Source organism: Planococcus sp. ISL-109, from assembly GCF_018613655.1.
Classification (GTDB): domain Bacteria; phylum Bacillota; class Bacilli; order Bacillales_A; family Planococcaceae; genus Planococcus.
Window position 1 is genome coordinate 1049204 of sequence record NZ_JAGGPW010000004.1, and the last position, 14533, is coordinate 1063736.

At 48.2% G+C, this 14533-nt stretch carries 17 protein-coding genes; 1 reads left to right on the forward strand and 16 read right to left on the reverse strand.

Going from position 1 to position 14533, the window contains the following annotated elements; translation table 11 throughout:
- Positions 1–40 precede the first annotated feature (40 nt).
- The 11 genes from ytxJ to J7E21_RS07055 all read right to left on the reverse strand — a co-directional run bounded on the left by ytxJ (position 41) and on the right by J7E21_RS07055 (position 10008).
- On the reverse strand, positions 41–370 hold the full coding sequence (gene ytxJ, locus J7E21_RS07005) for a bacillithiol system redox-active protein YtxJ (protein ID WP_215105976.1): 330 nt from the start codon (positions 368–370) through the stop codon (positions 41–43).
- A 16-nt stretch (positions 371–386) separates the two neighbouring features.
- Complete coding sequence (locus J7E21_RS07010; protein WP_215105978.1) at positions 387–1106, reverse strand: YtxH domain-containing protein; 720 nt, start codon at positions 1104–1106, stop codon at positions 387–389.
- Between the two features lie 37 nt (positions 1107–1143).
- Positions 1144–1638 (reverse strand): DUF948 domain-containing protein, encoded by a 495-nt coding sequence (locus J7E21_RS07015; RefSeq protein WP_215105980.1) that lies wholly within the window; start codon positions 1636–1638, stop codon positions 1144–1146.
- A gap of 176 nt (positions 1639–1814) precedes the next feature.
- Complete coding sequence (gene murC, locus J7E21_RS07020) at positions 1815–3128, reverse strand: UDP-N-acetylmuramate--L-alanine ligase (protein ID WP_215105981.1); 1314 nt, start codon at positions 3126–3128, stop codon at positions 1815–1817.
- 154 nt (positions 3129–3282) lie between these two features.
- On the reverse strand, positions 3283–5889 hold the full coding sequence (locus tag J7E21_RS07025) for a DNA translocase FtsK (protein WP_215105983.1): 2607 nt from the start codon (positions 5887–5889) through the stop codon (positions 3283–3285).
- A gap of 2 nt (positions 5890–5891) precedes the next feature.
- Positions 5892–6503 carry a YtpR family tRNA-binding protein gene (gene ytpR / locus J7E21_RS07030; RefSeq protein ID WP_215105985.1) on the reverse strand — a complete coding sequence of 204 codons (612 nt, stop codon included), beginning with the start codon at positions 6501–6503 and terminating at the stop codon, positions 5892–5894.
- Complete coding sequence (locus tag J7E21_RS07035) at positions 6500–7315, reverse strand: DUF1444 family protein (RefSeq protein ID WP_215105987.1); 816 nt, start codon at positions 7313–7315, stop codon at positions 6500–6502. The genes ytpR and J7E21_RS07035 overlap by 4 nt, the downstream gene beginning before the upstream one ends.
- Before the next feature lie 64 nt (positions 7316–7379).
- Positions 7380–7697, reverse strand: a complete 318-nt coding sequence (locus tag J7E21_RS07040; RefSeq protein WP_215105989.1) for a thioredoxin family protein — start codon at positions 7695–7697, stop codon at positions 7380–7382.
- Between the two features lie 5 nt (positions 7698–7702).
- Positions 7703–8224 carry a hypothetical protein gene (locus J7E21_RS07045; RefSeq protein WP_353047736.1) on the reverse strand — a complete coding sequence of 174 codons (522 nt, stop codon included), beginning with the start codon at positions 8222–8224 and terminating at the stop codon, positions 7703–7705.
- Positions 8225–8348: 124 nt separating this feature from the next.
- Positions 8349–8858, reverse strand: a complete 510-nt coding sequence (locus J7E21_RS07050; RefSeq protein ID WP_215105991.1) for a DUF84 family protein — start codon at positions 8856–8858, stop codon at positions 8349–8351.
- 76 nt (positions 8859–8934) lie between these two features.
- Positions 8935–10008: a M42 family metallopeptidase gene (locus J7E21_RS07055; protein ID WP_215105993.1), complete on the reverse strand. Its 1074-nt coding sequence runs from the start codon at positions 10006–10008 to the stop codon at positions 8935–8937.
- 178 nt (positions 10009–10186) lie between these two features.
- Between J7E21_RS07055 and J7E21_RS07060 the strand changes: the two genes are divergently transcribed.
- Positions 10187–10501 (forward strand): PepSY domain-containing protein, encoded by a 315-nt coding sequence (locus tag J7E21_RS07060; protein ID WP_215105995.1) that lies wholly within the window; start codon positions 10187–10189, stop codon positions 10499–10501.
- Positions 10502–10555: 54 nt separating this feature from the next.
- On the opposite strand, the gene J7E21_RS07065 is transcribed toward J7E21_RS07060, so the two are convergent.
- From J7E21_RS07065 to dat, 5 genes are all read right to left on the reverse strand, one after another.
- Positions 10556–11413, reverse strand: a complete 858-nt coding sequence (locus J7E21_RS07065) for a YtnP family quorum-quenching lactonase (protein WP_215105997.1) — start codon at positions 11411–11413, stop codon at positions 10556–10558.
- 19 nt (positions 11414–11432) lie between these two features.
- A complete protein-coding gene (gene trmB / locus J7E21_RS07070) occupies positions 11433–12086 on the reverse strand; it encodes a tRNA (guanosine(46)-N7)-methyltransferase TrmB (protein ID WP_215105999.1) in 654 nt (217 codons plus the stop codon).
- 19 nt (positions 12087–12105) lie between these two features.
- Positions 12106–13020: a diacylglycerol/lipid kinase family protein gene (locus tag J7E21_RS07075; RefSeq protein WP_215106001.1), complete on the reverse strand. Its 915-nt coding sequence runs from the start codon at positions 13018–13020 to the stop codon at positions 12106–12108.
- A 17-nt stretch (positions 13021–13037) separates the two neighbouring features.
- On the reverse strand, positions 13038–13574 hold the full coding sequence (gene thpR, locus J7E21_RS07080) for an RNA 2',3'-cyclic phosphodiesterase (protein ID WP_215106003.1): 537 nt from the start codon (positions 13572–13574) through the stop codon (positions 13038–13040).
- 92 nt (positions 13575–13666) lie between these two features.
- Positions 13667–14515, reverse strand: coding sequence for a D-amino-acid transaminase (gene dat / locus J7E21_RS07085; RefSeq protein ID WP_215106005.1), 849 nt, complete (start codon positions 14513–14515; stop codon positions 13667–13669).
- Positions 14516–14533: the final 18 nt, after the last annotated feature.

A 14533-nucleotide genomic window follows, 5' to 3' on the forward strand; every position in this document is an offset into this window, starting at 1 on the left:
ATGGAAACGATCCATCCGTTCGACTCTATCAGCTTAAAACTCAAGCATTAAATTCATTCATTGCTTTATTGGTGATTTTGTTGTGGCTTGCATGCCAGTCTACTTTCTGGCTGGCAAAATGGAAGAGCTGAGGAGATGCATGGCGAATCCCTGTAATTTCTTCAACTGCCGTGGAAAGACTGCGGTCTTCCTGAACGACCAGATAAAGAAACAATTGATGGGGATGCAGCGATGCATATTCCGAATACTCTTTCCATGCAGCTGCCGAAACTGGGCAAGTGCTACTATGCTTGAGCAACCAATAATGCTGTTCATGCCCCACCGCTTGCTTCAGTTCATCCAAGCTCTTCACATGTACGAAGTTTTCCATATCAACCGCTCCTAAATTAATTCTTTTTGTTGGAAGTGCCTTGTGAACTAGCAGATCCCTTGGTGTCTGAAGAAGCTTTTGAACTCGATGACCCTTGAGCACTAGAAGAAGTTTTTTGATCGTTGTGGCTGGATTTATTCTCTTCTTTTACTTCTTCGACCGCTTCTTTCAATGCATTTGCAGTTGATGTAAAAGCATCATTTCCAGCTTTTTCACTGCCGTTCACTTTGTTTTGGACTGTTTCCAATAGCTCAACACTTTCTTCACCTTCAGAAGAAGCTGTGCCATCATCCATCGGTGAGTTGCTTGATTTCAGGTTTTTCACTTTATCGACCACTTTGTTCGACTGGTCTTTCAATTGCTGAGTGAATCCAGGACCATCATTAGTATCGCTCGAGTCTTTTGACTGCTGAGTCTTTTCTTTTAATGTAGTGGCTTGTGTCTTCAAATCAGCTTGCAATTCTTTGCCTGCTTTTGGTGCAAAGAACAATGCAGCAGCGACACCGATTAATCCACCGACAAGCAGGCCGGTGACAAAGCCAGAACCGCCGTTCGAATCTTCATAATCGTATAAGTCATCATAACGGCTGGATGCACCGTAAGATTGTGGGACATACTCACTCTGTTCGTAGCGTCCGCCTTTGTCGTTATCCTTGCCGCCTTGCGTGTAATATTCACCATTATACTGTGATTCATTATAATTTGGTTTTGAGTAAGTGTTTTTATGTTTCCCCATTTTTCATTCCTCCATTTAATTTAAAATTGAGACGAGCTTAATATTGGTCGCTGCTTCCTGGCAATCTCTTTTGGCCAGGTACAGGCGTGTATGATTCAGTGCTGCGTGTTTGGTAAGCTTTGCGCTCTTTCCACTTGTCAGCGATGCCCATTGCAACATTGCTCCACTGGACTACTTGAGCGATTTTTTCCTCATTCTGCTCAACTTGCACGCCTACGCGTGATGTGATGTGGCGAACTGTTGAGTTGAGATCTGTCACTGAATTGCCGACGCCTTTGACTGCATCAACAACACCATTCAGTTTCTCAGATTTCACTTGGATGTCTTCTGCCAATTCATTTGTTTTATGTAGCAAATTGGTTGTTTCCAAAGTTACTCCCTGCAATTGGTTTTCCAGACCTGATACAGTGCCGGAAACCTCTTTTAATGTGTTCTTTAGTGAATTCAAAGTCATTGCCAGCGCTACGCAAAGAATTAAAAATCCAATAGCTGCAACAATCGCTGCAATGTAAAGCAAAATTGACCAATCCATATTGTTTCCTCCTTTTGCATAATTAAATTTCGTATACTGTTTTCTACCCTGCACATTGCGGTTCTAAACACCGCACTAATACTATTCGACAAAAGTATTCTCTTGCCTGCCAGAAATTTATATCATTTTTGACAACAAAATAGGATTATGCAAAAAAAGCCTGACCAGTTTATTGGTCAGGCTTTTTTTGCAGCGGTCAGCCTTTCTTTGAACGCTTGATGAAATTTCGTAATGTCACCAGCACCCATGAAAAGATATACTGCGTTTTCATGCTTCATTAATTGTTCGATTTCTTCCAATTGCACAATATGGCTTCCATCGATTTTTTCCTGAAGATCCTGGATCGTCAAGGTGCCAACTTCTTCACGCGCTGAACCGAAAATATCACATAGGTATACATGGTCCGCTTCTTGCAAGCAGTCCGCAAACTCCTGCAGAAACGTTTGCGTGCGGCTGAAAGTGTGGGGCTGGAAAATCGCAACCAATTCCCGATTCGGATATTTTTGGTTTACTGATTGCAACGTGGCTCGTATTTCAGTCGGATGATGGGCATAATCATCAATCAACACACGATCTTCGATCACTGTTTCAGTAAAACGCCGCTTGACGCCTTCATAGCTTTCGAACTGGCGCTGGATGATATCTGCCGGAATGCTTTCATACTGGCATAAGGAAATAACGGCTAACGCATTCAACACCGCATGGTCTCCGTACATCGGAATAGTGAACGTATGGTAAAACTCATGGCGGATGACGACATCGAACGTTGTGCCCTCTGTCGTTTTGACGATATTGCGCGCTTGGAAATCATTTTCTTCGCCGAAGCCATAGTAGACGACCGGCACGGGCGCTTGGATTTGCTGCAAGTATTCATCGTCGCCACATGCGATGATGCATTTTTTCACTTGCTGCGCCATTTCCTGGAATGCCTTGAACACATCATCAACGCTGCCGAAATAATCCGGATGATCAAAATCGATATTCGTCATGATGGCATAGTCGGGATGATACGCGAGGAAATGACGGCGGTACTCACACGCTTCCGCTACGAAGAAATGGGAATCCTCTTGGCCGAAGCCTGTCCCGTCCCCAATCAGATAGGAAACCGGTTTGTAGCCGTTTAGAACATGCGCCATGAGCCCTGTCGTCGAGGTTTTGCCATGGGCTCCGGTAATCGCCACGGAAATATATTGCTTCATCAAGTCACCGAGAAACTGGTGATACCTGATGATGGTCGCTCCGCTTTCACGGGCTTTGACGAGCTCCGGGTGTTCGTCATTGAACGCATTTCCTGCAATGATCGTCATTTCTGGTGAAATATTTTCAGGGTCGAAAGGCAACACAGTGATGCCTTTCGACCGTAGCCGATCTTCTGTAAAGAAATACTGCGCTATATCCGAACCTTGCACCGATTCGCCCATATCGTGCATAATCTGGGCAAGTGCACTCATGCCGGAGCCTTTAATGCCCGTAAAATGTAATACTGTCATAAATGAACCTCCTGTGGGAGTGGAAAATTAGTCTAGTCAAACCGCCAAAGCGGAGTCAATAGCTGGGTAGCTTTTCACAATGCTCCGATTATATCACAAAGTGAAGGCACACTGAAATAATCAATAATTCCTGAAATTTGCGCAACGCATAGGTTTAATGGAACACTTCTTCTATCTCTTCTTCGGTAATAAGCACCGCTCTCGCTTTGCTGCCATTCTGTTCGGAAATAAAGCCATAGTCTTCAATCAAGTCCATAAGCCGTGCGGCACGATTATAGCCGATATGGAATTTGCGCTGCAACAGTGAAGTCGAAGCGCTGCCTTGGGACATGATGAAGCGGCATGCTTCCTCGAACAGATCGTCTTGTTCGGCAGGCGAATGGCTGCGTTGGATCAGTTCTTCTTCTTTGAAGAAATAATCCGGCTCGCCTTGTGAACGTGCATGGGCAATGACTTTTTCAATCTCATCATCTGTTACAAACGTGCCTTGCAGGCGGCTTGGTGCAGACATGCCGTTTCCTAAATAAAGCATGTCTCCGCGACCGAGCAGGCGCTCGGCACCTTGTGTATCCAGTATCGTGCGGCTATCGACTTGTGACGCCACCGAAAACGCGATGCGTGTCGGAATATTGGATTTGATCAACCCCGTGATGACATCTACGGATGGGCGCTGGGTTGCGATGACCAAATGGATTCCGCATGCCCGAGCTTTTTGCGCAATGCGGCAAATAGCGTCTTCTACGTCCGAAGGCGACATCATCATCAAATCAGCCAGCTCGTCAATAACGATGAGGATATACGGCAAGTGCTGGGCAGGCTGCCCTTTATCGTTGACCATTTTGTTGTAGCGTTCCAAATCGCGGACGCCTGTATGCGCGAATAATTGATAACGGCGCTCCATTTCTTCCACTGCCCATTTCAAGGAAGCGGTCGCGGCTTTGACATCTGTGATGACCGGACTGACCAAATGCGGGATATGGTTATATGGCGCGAGTTCCACCATTTTCGGGTCGATCAGCAACATTTTCAGATCGCGGGGCGATGATTTATATAACAAGCTGACCAGCAGGGAATTGATGCACACGCTTTTACCGGATCCGGTTGCCCCGGCGATCAAACCGTGAGGCATTTTACGTAAATCCAATGTCACCGGATTCCCGGCAAGGTCAAGCCCGAGCGCCGCTTCGAGTGGAGATTCGGATGTAAGAAAAGCCGGGCTTCCGATCACTTCCGAGATTCGCACGGCGCGGCTTTGGCGGTTCGGAATCTCGATTCCGATCGAGCTTTTCCCGGGAATCGGAGCTTGAATCCGAATATCACGTGCCGCTAACGCCAGTTTCAAATCATCAGCCAAGTTGCGGATTTTGCTTACTTTGATGCCCTGCGCAACACGCAGTTCAAAGCGTGTCACCGCCGGCCCCTGAACTGTTCCGAGGATGTCTGCTTTGATCTGGAAATGGGACAACGCTTCGATGAGCCTTTTGCCTTGCTCGTCCATCCATGTTTCATCTTTTAAGTCATTTTCCGGTGCCAATAGAAACTCCGGGCTCGGCAATTGGTAGCTTTTCAGACTGATTGTGTCATCTACATCTTCCTCAGGCTCAGTTTTCTCTATTAATGCCGTTTTTTTTTCCGCTGAAGGCGGGAGCGGTTTCGACAAACGCTCTTTATCCGATTTCAGCATAAGAACGTTGAATGGCACAGTTCTTTCTTTTTTGCCATTTTCAATTTTTTGGGCTTGCGGTAAGATTGGAGGCCGCTTTTCAGTATGTACGCTTTCTTCAACTGACGTTTCCGGCACAGCTTCATGTTTCGGTTCTAGCTGCTCCGGCAAGGGCTCCACAATCTCCTCTGGCTTTGGTTCTTCTGGAGTCGGTTCCGGTGTCTCGTGATGTTCTTGAACTTTTTCAGAAGCGGATTGATCGACCGCTGGCTGCTGTTGCGCTGCCGGCCGGTAAACTACGGCTTCAGTCTGTTCTTGGGCTTTTTCTTTTTTTTGGTTTTTCGGCAACAAATCTTGCAAGCTTCGGTCTGCCCATTCATATTTCGGCTCGGCTTTCACTTCATCCTGCTGGCTGTCGTTTTGCTTTACAGTTTCCTCGCGAAGTTCTTCTGCAGACGGCACCTCGACTTCTTGCTTCGTTTCGGTCACAGGGTGGGAGACAGCAACTTTGGATGCTGGCGGTGTAACTGAAGCCGCTTGTTCACTGCCGCTTTTTTTATACAATTCCTGCAAACTGCGCTGCGACCAATCATAACGGCGCTCGTGTTCTGCTTGCTTTCTTTCCGCTTCTTGCTGCAATAACTTATCGATTGGCGCCGGGCGGTCTGTAAAGCCATGCACCGGTGATGGAACGCGTGTTGGCTGGAAACGGCGTGTTGTATTGACAGGCAGGTCAAGAGTGTGCGGCTCATTTATTTTTGGTACGTGCGGGCGTTTCTTTTTGTTTCGTCCGGTATTCGGTTTAGGTAATTTCCCGCTCGGCTCGAGTGCTTCCAATTCATAGGTGTTTAGTGACTCTTCCTTAGGCATTTCTTCAACGCGCGGCTTTTCCGTACGGCGCTCCGCCTGCTCTTCCGCCTGCGGCAAGCCTTTTGCCTCTTCATCAGAGATTAGCGGAAAACGGAATGGTGCCGGTTTGCCCGGTGCTTTCTGCGTTTTTGGTTCAGCCTGAAATTCGTCGCTGCGCCGTTCCGGTTTTGCATCCACTTCGACTTCATCGGCAAACATTTTGTTCCACATATTTTTCATCCAGCTCATCGTTACACCTTCATTTCAAACGGAGTTCCTGTTTGCGCATCTTCCGGCAAAACCAAAATCCCTTTTTCTGCCGGTGCATCCGGCAGCGCCAATTCTTTGGCGGAGCAGATCATGCCGCTTGACGGCACGCCGCGCAGTTCCGCATCCCGGATCACCATTCCAGACGGCATGACGGCTCCTACTTTTGCGACAACTACTTTTTGACCAACTTCGACATTCGGAGCACCGCAAACGATTTGCAATGTTTCATCGCCGACCGCCACTTGGCAGACGTTCAATTTATCTGCATTCGGATGCTTCTCTTTTGACTCCACATAGCCGACGATGAATTTCGGCGTCAAGTCGACTTCCAGCGTATAAGACACGCCGTTTTTCTCCAGCGCGTTCTGCAATGCCGTGACAAGCGCTTCTGACACTTCCACCGGCTGCTGTGCTGCTTGCACATCCACATAACTGGACGCTTGGAACAAGTTGAATCCTGCGATTTCCCGTTGTTCATTTTTGATCAATGTCACATCACCGAACTGTTCGGTATGGATTTTTTCTGGCTTATCTAGCGTCAATTGGATGAGCAATACATCGCCTACACCTTGTTTATTATAAAATACATTCATTTTTTATCGTTCTCCTTATCCGGTCTGTTTTTCGCTAAGATGAATATCGGTTCAAGCGTCTCGTTTTCGTAGACAAACGACAGCGAAGTGATCGGCACTTTGCCGTTCGTAAAGAACTGCATCGCCATTTGGGCAAGCACATCGTACCCGACTTCGTTGCGGATGTCGCCGATGATCATGACGTCTTGGTGAGGGACTGAGACAGTCATATCACCTTGAATTTTTGTTTTCATGTCTTTGAGGAACGCTTCATTTAAAATACGTGATGCGTCATAACCATCATTTTCGTTGAGGAAATAAAACACATTTCCTGCCACATGGTCTTCTTTCACAGCGGTTTTTAATTTCTTAACTTGGAATTTGGCGATTTCTTTCACTTGCTCAGCTGTCAACGCCAAATTCTCCATTACTTGTTCATCAATCAAACGGTAAGTCGTTCCGCCATCGAGCGCATAGTAGATCCGCGTCTCGGCTGTATGCGGTGCCGTTAGAAAGCGGCTGCCTTCACTCGATTCTTCCGGAAATGAAGTTGAACGGATGACCGGGAAAATATGCTGCCCATCCGGCAAATTGCCTTCCGACTCCCGCTCCATCGCGTTAAACGTTTCCGAAACCGTATAGACGATTTCTTCAATCGCTGCGTCACCTTTTGATTCGAAACGGTTCAACACTTGCGGCAAGGAAATGGTCATACCCTTACCAAGCTTTGTATGCCTCACGTTTGCTGTATCTTTTTCGCGGTCAAACATCCAGCTCAACTGGTCATTTGCAATCCGCTCTTTAAGTATAGTAAATAACTCGGTGGATTTCATTCCTAATTTCCTCCTTTTCAAAAACAAACGGCTCTTCCTGTGCTCAGGAGAACCGTTTTGTCATTTATTTCGACAGCTCGGAGATAAACGATTCAATTTCCTCCTGCGTCTTGCGTTGGCGGCTGACAAAGCGCCCGCGCTCGACTCCGCCGCGGTACGCCAAGAAGCTTGGAATGCCATATATGTCATTGTCGATGCATAAATCAATGAATTCATCCCGGTCGACCGAAATAAATTGATACTCACTGAACTTCTTTTCCACTTCCGGCATGATCGGATCGATAACCCGGCAATCCGGGCACCAGCCCGCCGTAAACATAAAGATGACGGTGCTGTTATTTGCAAACTGTGAAAATTGTTGTGCTGACTGTAATTTTTCCATGTTGTTTACTCCCCTTGTGCTGATTCGACAGAACGAACCGTTTCCATCATCCAGTCCATATTTGTTCGCAGCGCACTTTGTTCTGTTATCGTCGACAGCTTCGTACCGCCGGAACTGACCACGAGCTCATATCGTTCATCGGCGATTTCACGCACCGTCGTAAAACCGAAGCGCCCGTGCTGGCTGAATTTTTCATCCACCAGCCAAGCTTCTTCCGGAATGGCTTTTTGCAGATCATAGAAGAATGTGCTGTCCGGCGCCTCATTCGGATTGAGGAATAAAGCGAATGCCTCGTTTCCGCGTGTGAGCAATAGATTATAATCGTCCGAAGGCTCTTGCAATTCATAGCCTCCCGGCACATAAAGTGCTGTATCACCATTTGCTTTATTCGCTTCAGGTGCCGGCTCTTCAAACGCTGTCCGTGCGCTTGAGACACCTTTTATCAGTTCGTCTTGCGGGCTTTCCGTACAACCAGCGAGAACAAGTACCGATGAAAAAAGCGCCATCTGTAATCCTAATCGACGCACAGCTTTTCCCCCTCTTGTTTTTTCCATAGACGGTTTTCCCCTTTGCACCGCTTAAGAAAGTGTCTGTTTGGATTGTATTTTCTTTTCTAGCTATATTTTAAAGATGTTTCAGGGCACATGCAAATTAATCGCTGTTTGCTTGCCATTGCCCGAACAGCAAAACCACGATTTGAGCAAACATTTCGACACGGTTCAATTTGCCGGCAGTCAAAATGCCGATGGCGCCTTTGTGATGGCGTATGCCAGTTTCTTGAGCATACGCATCCATCACCGGCCCTAGTTCCTTGCCTGCGCGCAGCTGCTGCTCGATTTCTTCTGGCAACGGCACTTGCGCTCCTGCAGCTGTGTAGACCTTTCCCTCAGCTGTCACGAGTGCCCCCCAATTGCATAAATACAATTTCCCTTCCAGCTCGAACACGCCGCCTTCCAAACCGATTGCCGCATCACAGCCGGTGACTGCTTGTTGTGCCCTGTTGATTGCTCCGGTTCTTGTTTCCGCTATGGAAAATGGCTGTTCCGACACGCCCGACTCCGCATATTGCGGGTCGATGTGCGCGGTTATTGACATTTGTTCTAACGCTAGAGCGACTGCATCGCTTTTTGCCCGATTGGTCGAAGCCACACAGATATGCATCGCAATTCCTCCTTTATAGTGGTTGCCATTCTAAACGATTTTCCCCAGATAAAAAGCGGCCCGCGGGCCGCTTTTCTTAAACGTTCTGGTTGATCGTATCGATGGTCGAGCGGTCGGTCGCTTTGACCAATTTCACCAGCAGCTCTTTTGCCGCAGCGTAATCGTCTGTATGAATGATAGATGCTGACGTGTGGATATAACGCGAGCAGATGCCGATGACGGAACTCGGAATGCCTTCGTTCGATGTATGGACTTTTCCGGCGTCCGTGCCGCCTTGTGAGATGAAATACTGATAAGGGATATTATGCGTTTCTGCCGTATCCAAAATGAATTCGCGCATGCCGCGGTGCGTCACCATACTGCGGTCGAGAATGCGTAAAAGCGTCCCGTTGCCGAGCTGGCCAAACTCGTTTTTGTCACCCGTCGCATCGTTTGCCGGGCTCGCATCGAGCGCATAGAATATATCCGGTTGAATCAAATTGGCGGCAGTTTGAGCTCCGCGCAAGCCGACTTCTTCCATGACGGTCGCACCAGAAAACAATTGGTTCGGCAAAGTTTCTCCGTGCAGTTCCTTCAGCAACTCAATCGATAACCCACAGCCATAGCGGTTGTCCCAAGCTTTCGCCATAATTTTTTTATCATTGGCCATCGGCGTAAACGGGCTGAACGGGACGATTTGCTGGCCTGGGCGTACGCCCATCGACAACGCATCTTCCTTGTCGTCCGCTCCGATATCGATGAGCATGTTTTTGATGTCCATCGGCTTTTTCCGGGTTTCCTCGTCCAGTAAATGCGGCGGAATCGACCCTATGACACCAGGCACTACGCGGTCTCCGGCGATGACGTCAACACGTGCCGCCAACATCACCTGATTCCACCAACCCCCGAGCGGCTGAAAGCGCAGCATCCCGTTGTCGGTAATTTGCGATACCATGAAACCGACTTCGTCCATATGGCCTGCCACCATGACACGTGGGCTGTCTTCGGCGCCTTTTTTCACGCCGAAAATGCTTCCGAGATTGTCCTGGATAATGTCATCCGAATATTTTTCCAACTCGCTGCGCATAAATTTGCGCACGGCATATTCATTGCCCGGCGCTCCTGGGAGTTCAGTCAAAGTTTTGAATAATGCTCTGGTATCCTGGTTCATATTGGTTCCCCCTTGATAAAGTATGTATGTGTCTCCTATATCAGTTTAGAGCTTTTCCCCCTCTTATGCCAGTTCAGATAATTCGATTAACGAAATATTTTTTTATAATTGGAGTTTCATTTCGTGCATTTTTCTGCTTTATGGTACAATTTAGCCAGAATGCAGAGGAGGGATTTCCGTGAAAAACCGTGATTTGCTCATTGGATTTGCTGCAGGTGCAGCAGCAGTATATGTAGCTAAAGAAGTGTATGACCGCAAGCAAACGCTTTACCCTGCTGATGATGTGTTGAAGAAGGTCAAGCAATCCTTCAAAGAAGAAGGTCCGATCGACGGTTCGTGGATTTTCATGAAAACCGAACCATACAGCCAGCACGCCGTAACGACAGAAGTTTACAAAGGCGGCATCACCCGCCACCGTGACGATGAACTCGAGCAGTACGAGTTTTTGGCTGACGCTTACACTGGCGCAATCGTAGAAGTCAGCAAATCCTGAATTTCGTTGACCCATAAAAAAACGCCCTGCATAAATTCGCAGGGCGTTTTTTATCTATTCGAACACTTTTTCCTTGCGTGCAAGTGCATCGACGATTTCTTTGCCGTCTTCGTTCCACTTGATGATGCGGTAAAACGCATCATGGTAAAAACTGAAATAATAATTGCCGGGCAGCGCTTCTTTCATCAGCTTGTCTTTCGCGTAGATCGAGTCCATCGGGTAATCATCAAATGCCAATACCCATAGCGGGCTCTGGTGGGCATGCGTCGGCATGATGTCCCCCATGTGAAGAATGGTCTCCCCGTTTTGCTCCAGTTTGATGACACTATGGCCGTTGGAATGGCCGCCGGTGTGGATCATCGTAATAGCATCGAACAGCGTCACTTTATCCGTAAACGTTTCGACTTGGTCCATAATCGGTTGCCAGTTTTCTTTCCAATACGTATTGCGTGAGCGGATGTTCGGATTCTGCATTTCATCCCATTCAACGGCCGACACATGGATTTTCGCGTTCGGGAAAGCAGACACATAGTCTTCGCCGTGCTTTTTCGTCAAGCCCGCTGCATGGTCGCCGTGCAAATGCGTCATAAGAATCGTGTCGATGTCTTCTGCAGCCAGTCCAAGCTCCTTCAAATCCTCATCCACGTGCGATTCCGCTGATACGCCTAGATTGCGCTTTTGCCGATCACTCAATTTGCCGTTTCCGAGCCCGCTGTCGATGAGGATATTATGGCCGTCAAACTGAACCAAAATCGGATGAGTCGGAAGTTCAATCTGGTTTTGCTCATTGGCTGGGTAGCGCTTTGACCACACCACTTTAGGCACAACGCCGAACATCGTCCCCCCGTCCAGCCAGGTCGTTCCCCCATCGAGCCAAGCCAAGTTCATGTCGTGAAATTGAAATTTTTGCATATATACTCCCCCTTATGAGTTAATGCGCCGCTTGGAATTTCGCCTCCAGCCGGTAAATCGGCTGACCTTTTCCCGAAAACTTTTCTTCGTACTCCGTCATAATATTCCATTCCGGTTCATTGGCGTGAAGATCCAGCGATACATCCTTTAATAACATACCATATTCCGAAATACTGATGAGCGAATATTCAAAAAGTCCACGATTATCAGTCTTGAAATGGACTTCCCCGCCTTCAGGTAAAACCTGTTCATATAACTTCAAAAGGTTTTCGTGAGTTAAGCGCCGCTTGGCATGGCGCGTTTTCGGCCACGGATCCGAGAAGTTCAAATAGACACGGCCGATCTCCCCGCTGCAAAAAAACGATTCGATGTCTTGTGCATTGACTTTCAATAAGCGCAGGTTCGGGATTCCGCCTTGCATCTCGAGCACGCCTTGCAGGCCTGTCACGATGACGCTATCGAATAATTCAATGCCGATATAATTAATATGCGGATTGGCTTTTGCCATGCCGAGTATGAAGCGGCCTTTCCCGCTGCCCGCTTCAATATGGATCGGATTTTCGTTGCCGAATTCCTCATGCCATTTTCCTTTGACCGTTTCCGGCTGCGGAATGATAATTTCCGGATGGGCGTCGATCAAATCCCCTGCCCAAGGTTTAAATCTTGATCTCATGTAACATACATCCTCTTTCTTATTGTAATTTTGCTTGTCGCCATTTTTCCTCCGCCACTCGGTATTCCAGTTTTTCATGGGCTGCTGATACACCTGCATCGTCCCCGTCTATATGACGGAGCACTGCCCGGTCTGTCGACAGCAGGAAACTTCTGCTGCTTAACTGCACCACTTCCTGAAATCGCGTATGGCTTCCGCTGAATACCGTACCAAAAACGGCCAATAGTTTCAATCGCGGCAAGCGGTGGACGACCGTCAACTCCAACACGCCGTCATCCGTTTTCGACTGCGGCGAAATTTTCATGCCGCCACCGAAATATGGCTGGTTGCTGACGGTCGCGAGCCACACATCATCGAAGTGGACCTGCTCTCCGTTCGACTCCACCGTCAGCCGGAATGTCTGGAACGTCAAAAGCGTTGATACGACAAATATAAAATACGATAGTTTGCCGAGCCGGATTTTATTCAGCCACTGCTTCATATGGGAAGCGTTGACGGCTTGCGACACCGCTGCATCAAAGCCTATCCCTGAACTGCTGGCGAACAATTGGCGCGGATCGCCTACGACTTCCCCTACATCCGTTTCGATTGCTTGTGGCTGCTGCAAATATTGCTGGATTTCCGCTGCATAGCGGAAACAACCATACGTCCGGGCAAAATCATTGCCGGAGCCGGCCGAAATGGACGCGACGGTCAACTGTTCTGAACCGGCCGCTGCGGCAGTAATTTCACGCATCGTGCCGTCGCCTCCAAAACCGATCACCAACATGTCCTGCTGCCGCTCCTTGAACGCTTCGACCAGTTTCAGCGCATGGCCCGGATACTCGGTCACATATTGTTCGTGATCAAAGCCGATTTTTTTGGCGAATTTATGCCAGGCGGATAGCGCGGCACCGTTTCCGGCTTGCGGGTTGATAATAAATACAATATTCATGTCTGTTTTCCGCACGCTTATGCGTCGCCTTTCAATGGATATGTTTGAATCTCCTCGTACCTCGGAATTGCGCGAGGGTGAATTTCAAATAACGAGAACGCATCAACTGAAAACTTGAGCTTTTCCAAGTGCAGCGCTTCTGTAAAGCTGCCGCCGTTCCAGCGGCTCGCAAGTGTTATATGCGGAACGAACGGTTTCAGATCGGTCGTCATTTGCAAGGAGCCGAGCTGCTGCCGGACCGCCATTTGCAGCTCCATCAATTCCGGGCTTTCTAGAACAGCCGCATAAACGATTCTCGGCGTCTTAGGGTTGCCAAAAGTTTTCACGCCGTCCAGTTGAAGCTGAAACATTCCTTGTTGGATATCGGCCAAGCGGTCCGCAATTTCCGGCAATTCACCGAAGCGGTCTTCACCGATAAACAAAAGCGTGATGTGCATATCCATAGCCGGCGTATGCCGCTTGTGTGTCGATAACTCCCAGGAGTCGCGGGCGCGGGCGATTTCCTCTGCAACTGCAGCTGGAATTCGGATTCCGATAAAATAATGCGTGCTCATATCCGTCACCTCTATTCAGTGTATCAGCAAGTGTTGCGCAATAAAATAGGGGCCAGCTGATTGCCGGCCCCTCTTTAGTATGAGTGCAGAATTCAGGAAATGACGCCCAATTTTATCCGCGCTTCAAATGCTTGCTGCAATTTCCGTGTCGTATCACCTGGTATGCCGTCTGCAATTTTTTGACCCGAAATTTCAACTACCGGCATGACCTCTGATGTCGTTGAAGACAAGAAGAACTCATCCATTTCGAGCGCTTGCTGTTTCGTGAACGCCGTTTCGACCACTTCGATGCCGAAATCTTCGCAAATCTCCAGGATCACCCGTCTCGTGATACCGTTCAAAATCAAGTTGGTCACAGGATGCGTGTAGACTGTGCCGTCCTTGATTCCGTACATATTTGAGGAAGACCCTTCCGTCACCGTATCGCCCCGGTGGAGCACCGCTTCAAAATAACCTTCTTCGTAAGCCTGCTGCTTTGCCAGCACATTGCCGAGCAAGTTCAAACTTTTGATATCACAGCGCAGCCAGCGGACATCTTCGATCAACGTCGCTTTTACACCTTGCTCCATGAACCCGACAGGACGTTCCACAGATTTCGTGTAGCCGACAACAACCGGCTCAGCGTTGATTGGGAACTGATGATTGCGCTCAGCGGCGCCGCGTGTAATCTGTACGTACACTTGGCCGTTGTCGATGCTGTTCATCTCGACCAGGTCGTGGAGCATTTTGTGGAAAACATCTTTCGTATAAGGCACAGTAATGCGGATTTTTTCAGCACTGTCGTAGAAGCGGTCGATATGTTCTGTTGCTGTGAACAAATCTCCTTCGTACACACGGATCACTTCGTAAATACCGTCTCCGAACTGATACCCGCGGTCTTCTTTTGAGATCTCTAAATCCTGTTCTTTCACAAATTCCCCGTTAGACAAAATCCATTCCATTGCTATTCCTTCTTTCAT

Bases quoted from the DNA above. Each gene is read 5' to 3' on its own strand.
- ytxJ (WP_215105976.1), bottom strand. From the start codon at position 370: ATGGAAAACTTCGTACATGTGAAGAGCTTGGATGAACTGAAGCAAGCG.
- J7E21_RS07010 (WP_215105978.1), bottom strand. From the start codon at position 1,106: ATGGGGAAACATAAAAACACTTACTCAAAACCAAATTATAATGAATCA.
- J7E21_RS07015 (WP_215105980.1), bottom strand. From the start codon at position 1,638: ATGGATTGGTCAATTTTGCTTTACATTGCAGCGATTGTTGCAGCTATT.
- murC (WP_215105981.1), bottom strand. From the start codon at position 3,128: ATGACAGTATTACATTTTACGGGCATTAAAGGCTCCGGCATGAGTGCA.
- J7E21_RS07025 (WP_215105983.1), bottom strand. From the start codon at position 5,889: ATGAGCTGGATGAAAAATATGTGGAACAAAATGTTTGCCGATGAAGTC.
- ytpR (WP_215105985.1), bottom strand. From the start codon at position 6,503: ATGAATGTATTTTATAATAAACAAGGTGTAGGCGATGTATTGCTCATC.
- J7E21_RS07035 (WP_215105987.1), bottom strand. From the start codon at position 7,315: ATGAAATCCACCGAGTTATTTACTATACTTAAAGAGCGGATTGCAAAT.
- J7E21_RS07040 (WP_215105989.1), bottom strand. From the start codon at position 7,697: ATGGAAAAATTACAGTCAGCACAACAATTTTCACAGTTTGCAAATAAC.
- J7E21_RS07050 (WP_215105991.1), bottom strand. From the start codon at position 8,858: ATGCATATCTGTGTGGCTTCGACCAATCGGGCAAAAAGCGATGCAGTC.
- J7E21_RS07055 (WP_215105993.1), bottom strand. From the start codon at position 10,008: ATGAACCAGGATACCAGAGCATTATTCAAAACTTTGACTGAACTCCCA.
- J7E21_RS07065 (WP_215105997.1), bottom strand. From the start codon at position 11,413: ATGCAAAAATTTCAATTTCACGACATGAACTTGGCTTGGCTCGATGGG.
- trmB (WP_215105999.1), bottom strand. From the start codon at position 12,086: ATGAGATCAAGATTTAAACCTTGGGCAGGGGATTTGATCGACGCCCAT.
- J7E21_RS07075 (WP_215106001.1), bottom strand. From the start codon at position 13,020: ATGAATATTGTATTTATTATCAACCCGCAAGCCGGAAACGGTGCCGCG.
- thpR (WP_215106003.1), bottom strand. From the start codon at position 13,574: ATGAGCACGCATTATTTTATCGGAATCCGAATTCCAGCTGCAGTTGCA.
- dat (WP_215106005.1), bottom strand. From the start codon at position 14,515: ATGGAATGGATTTTGTCTAACGGGGAATTTGTGAAAGAACAGGATTTA.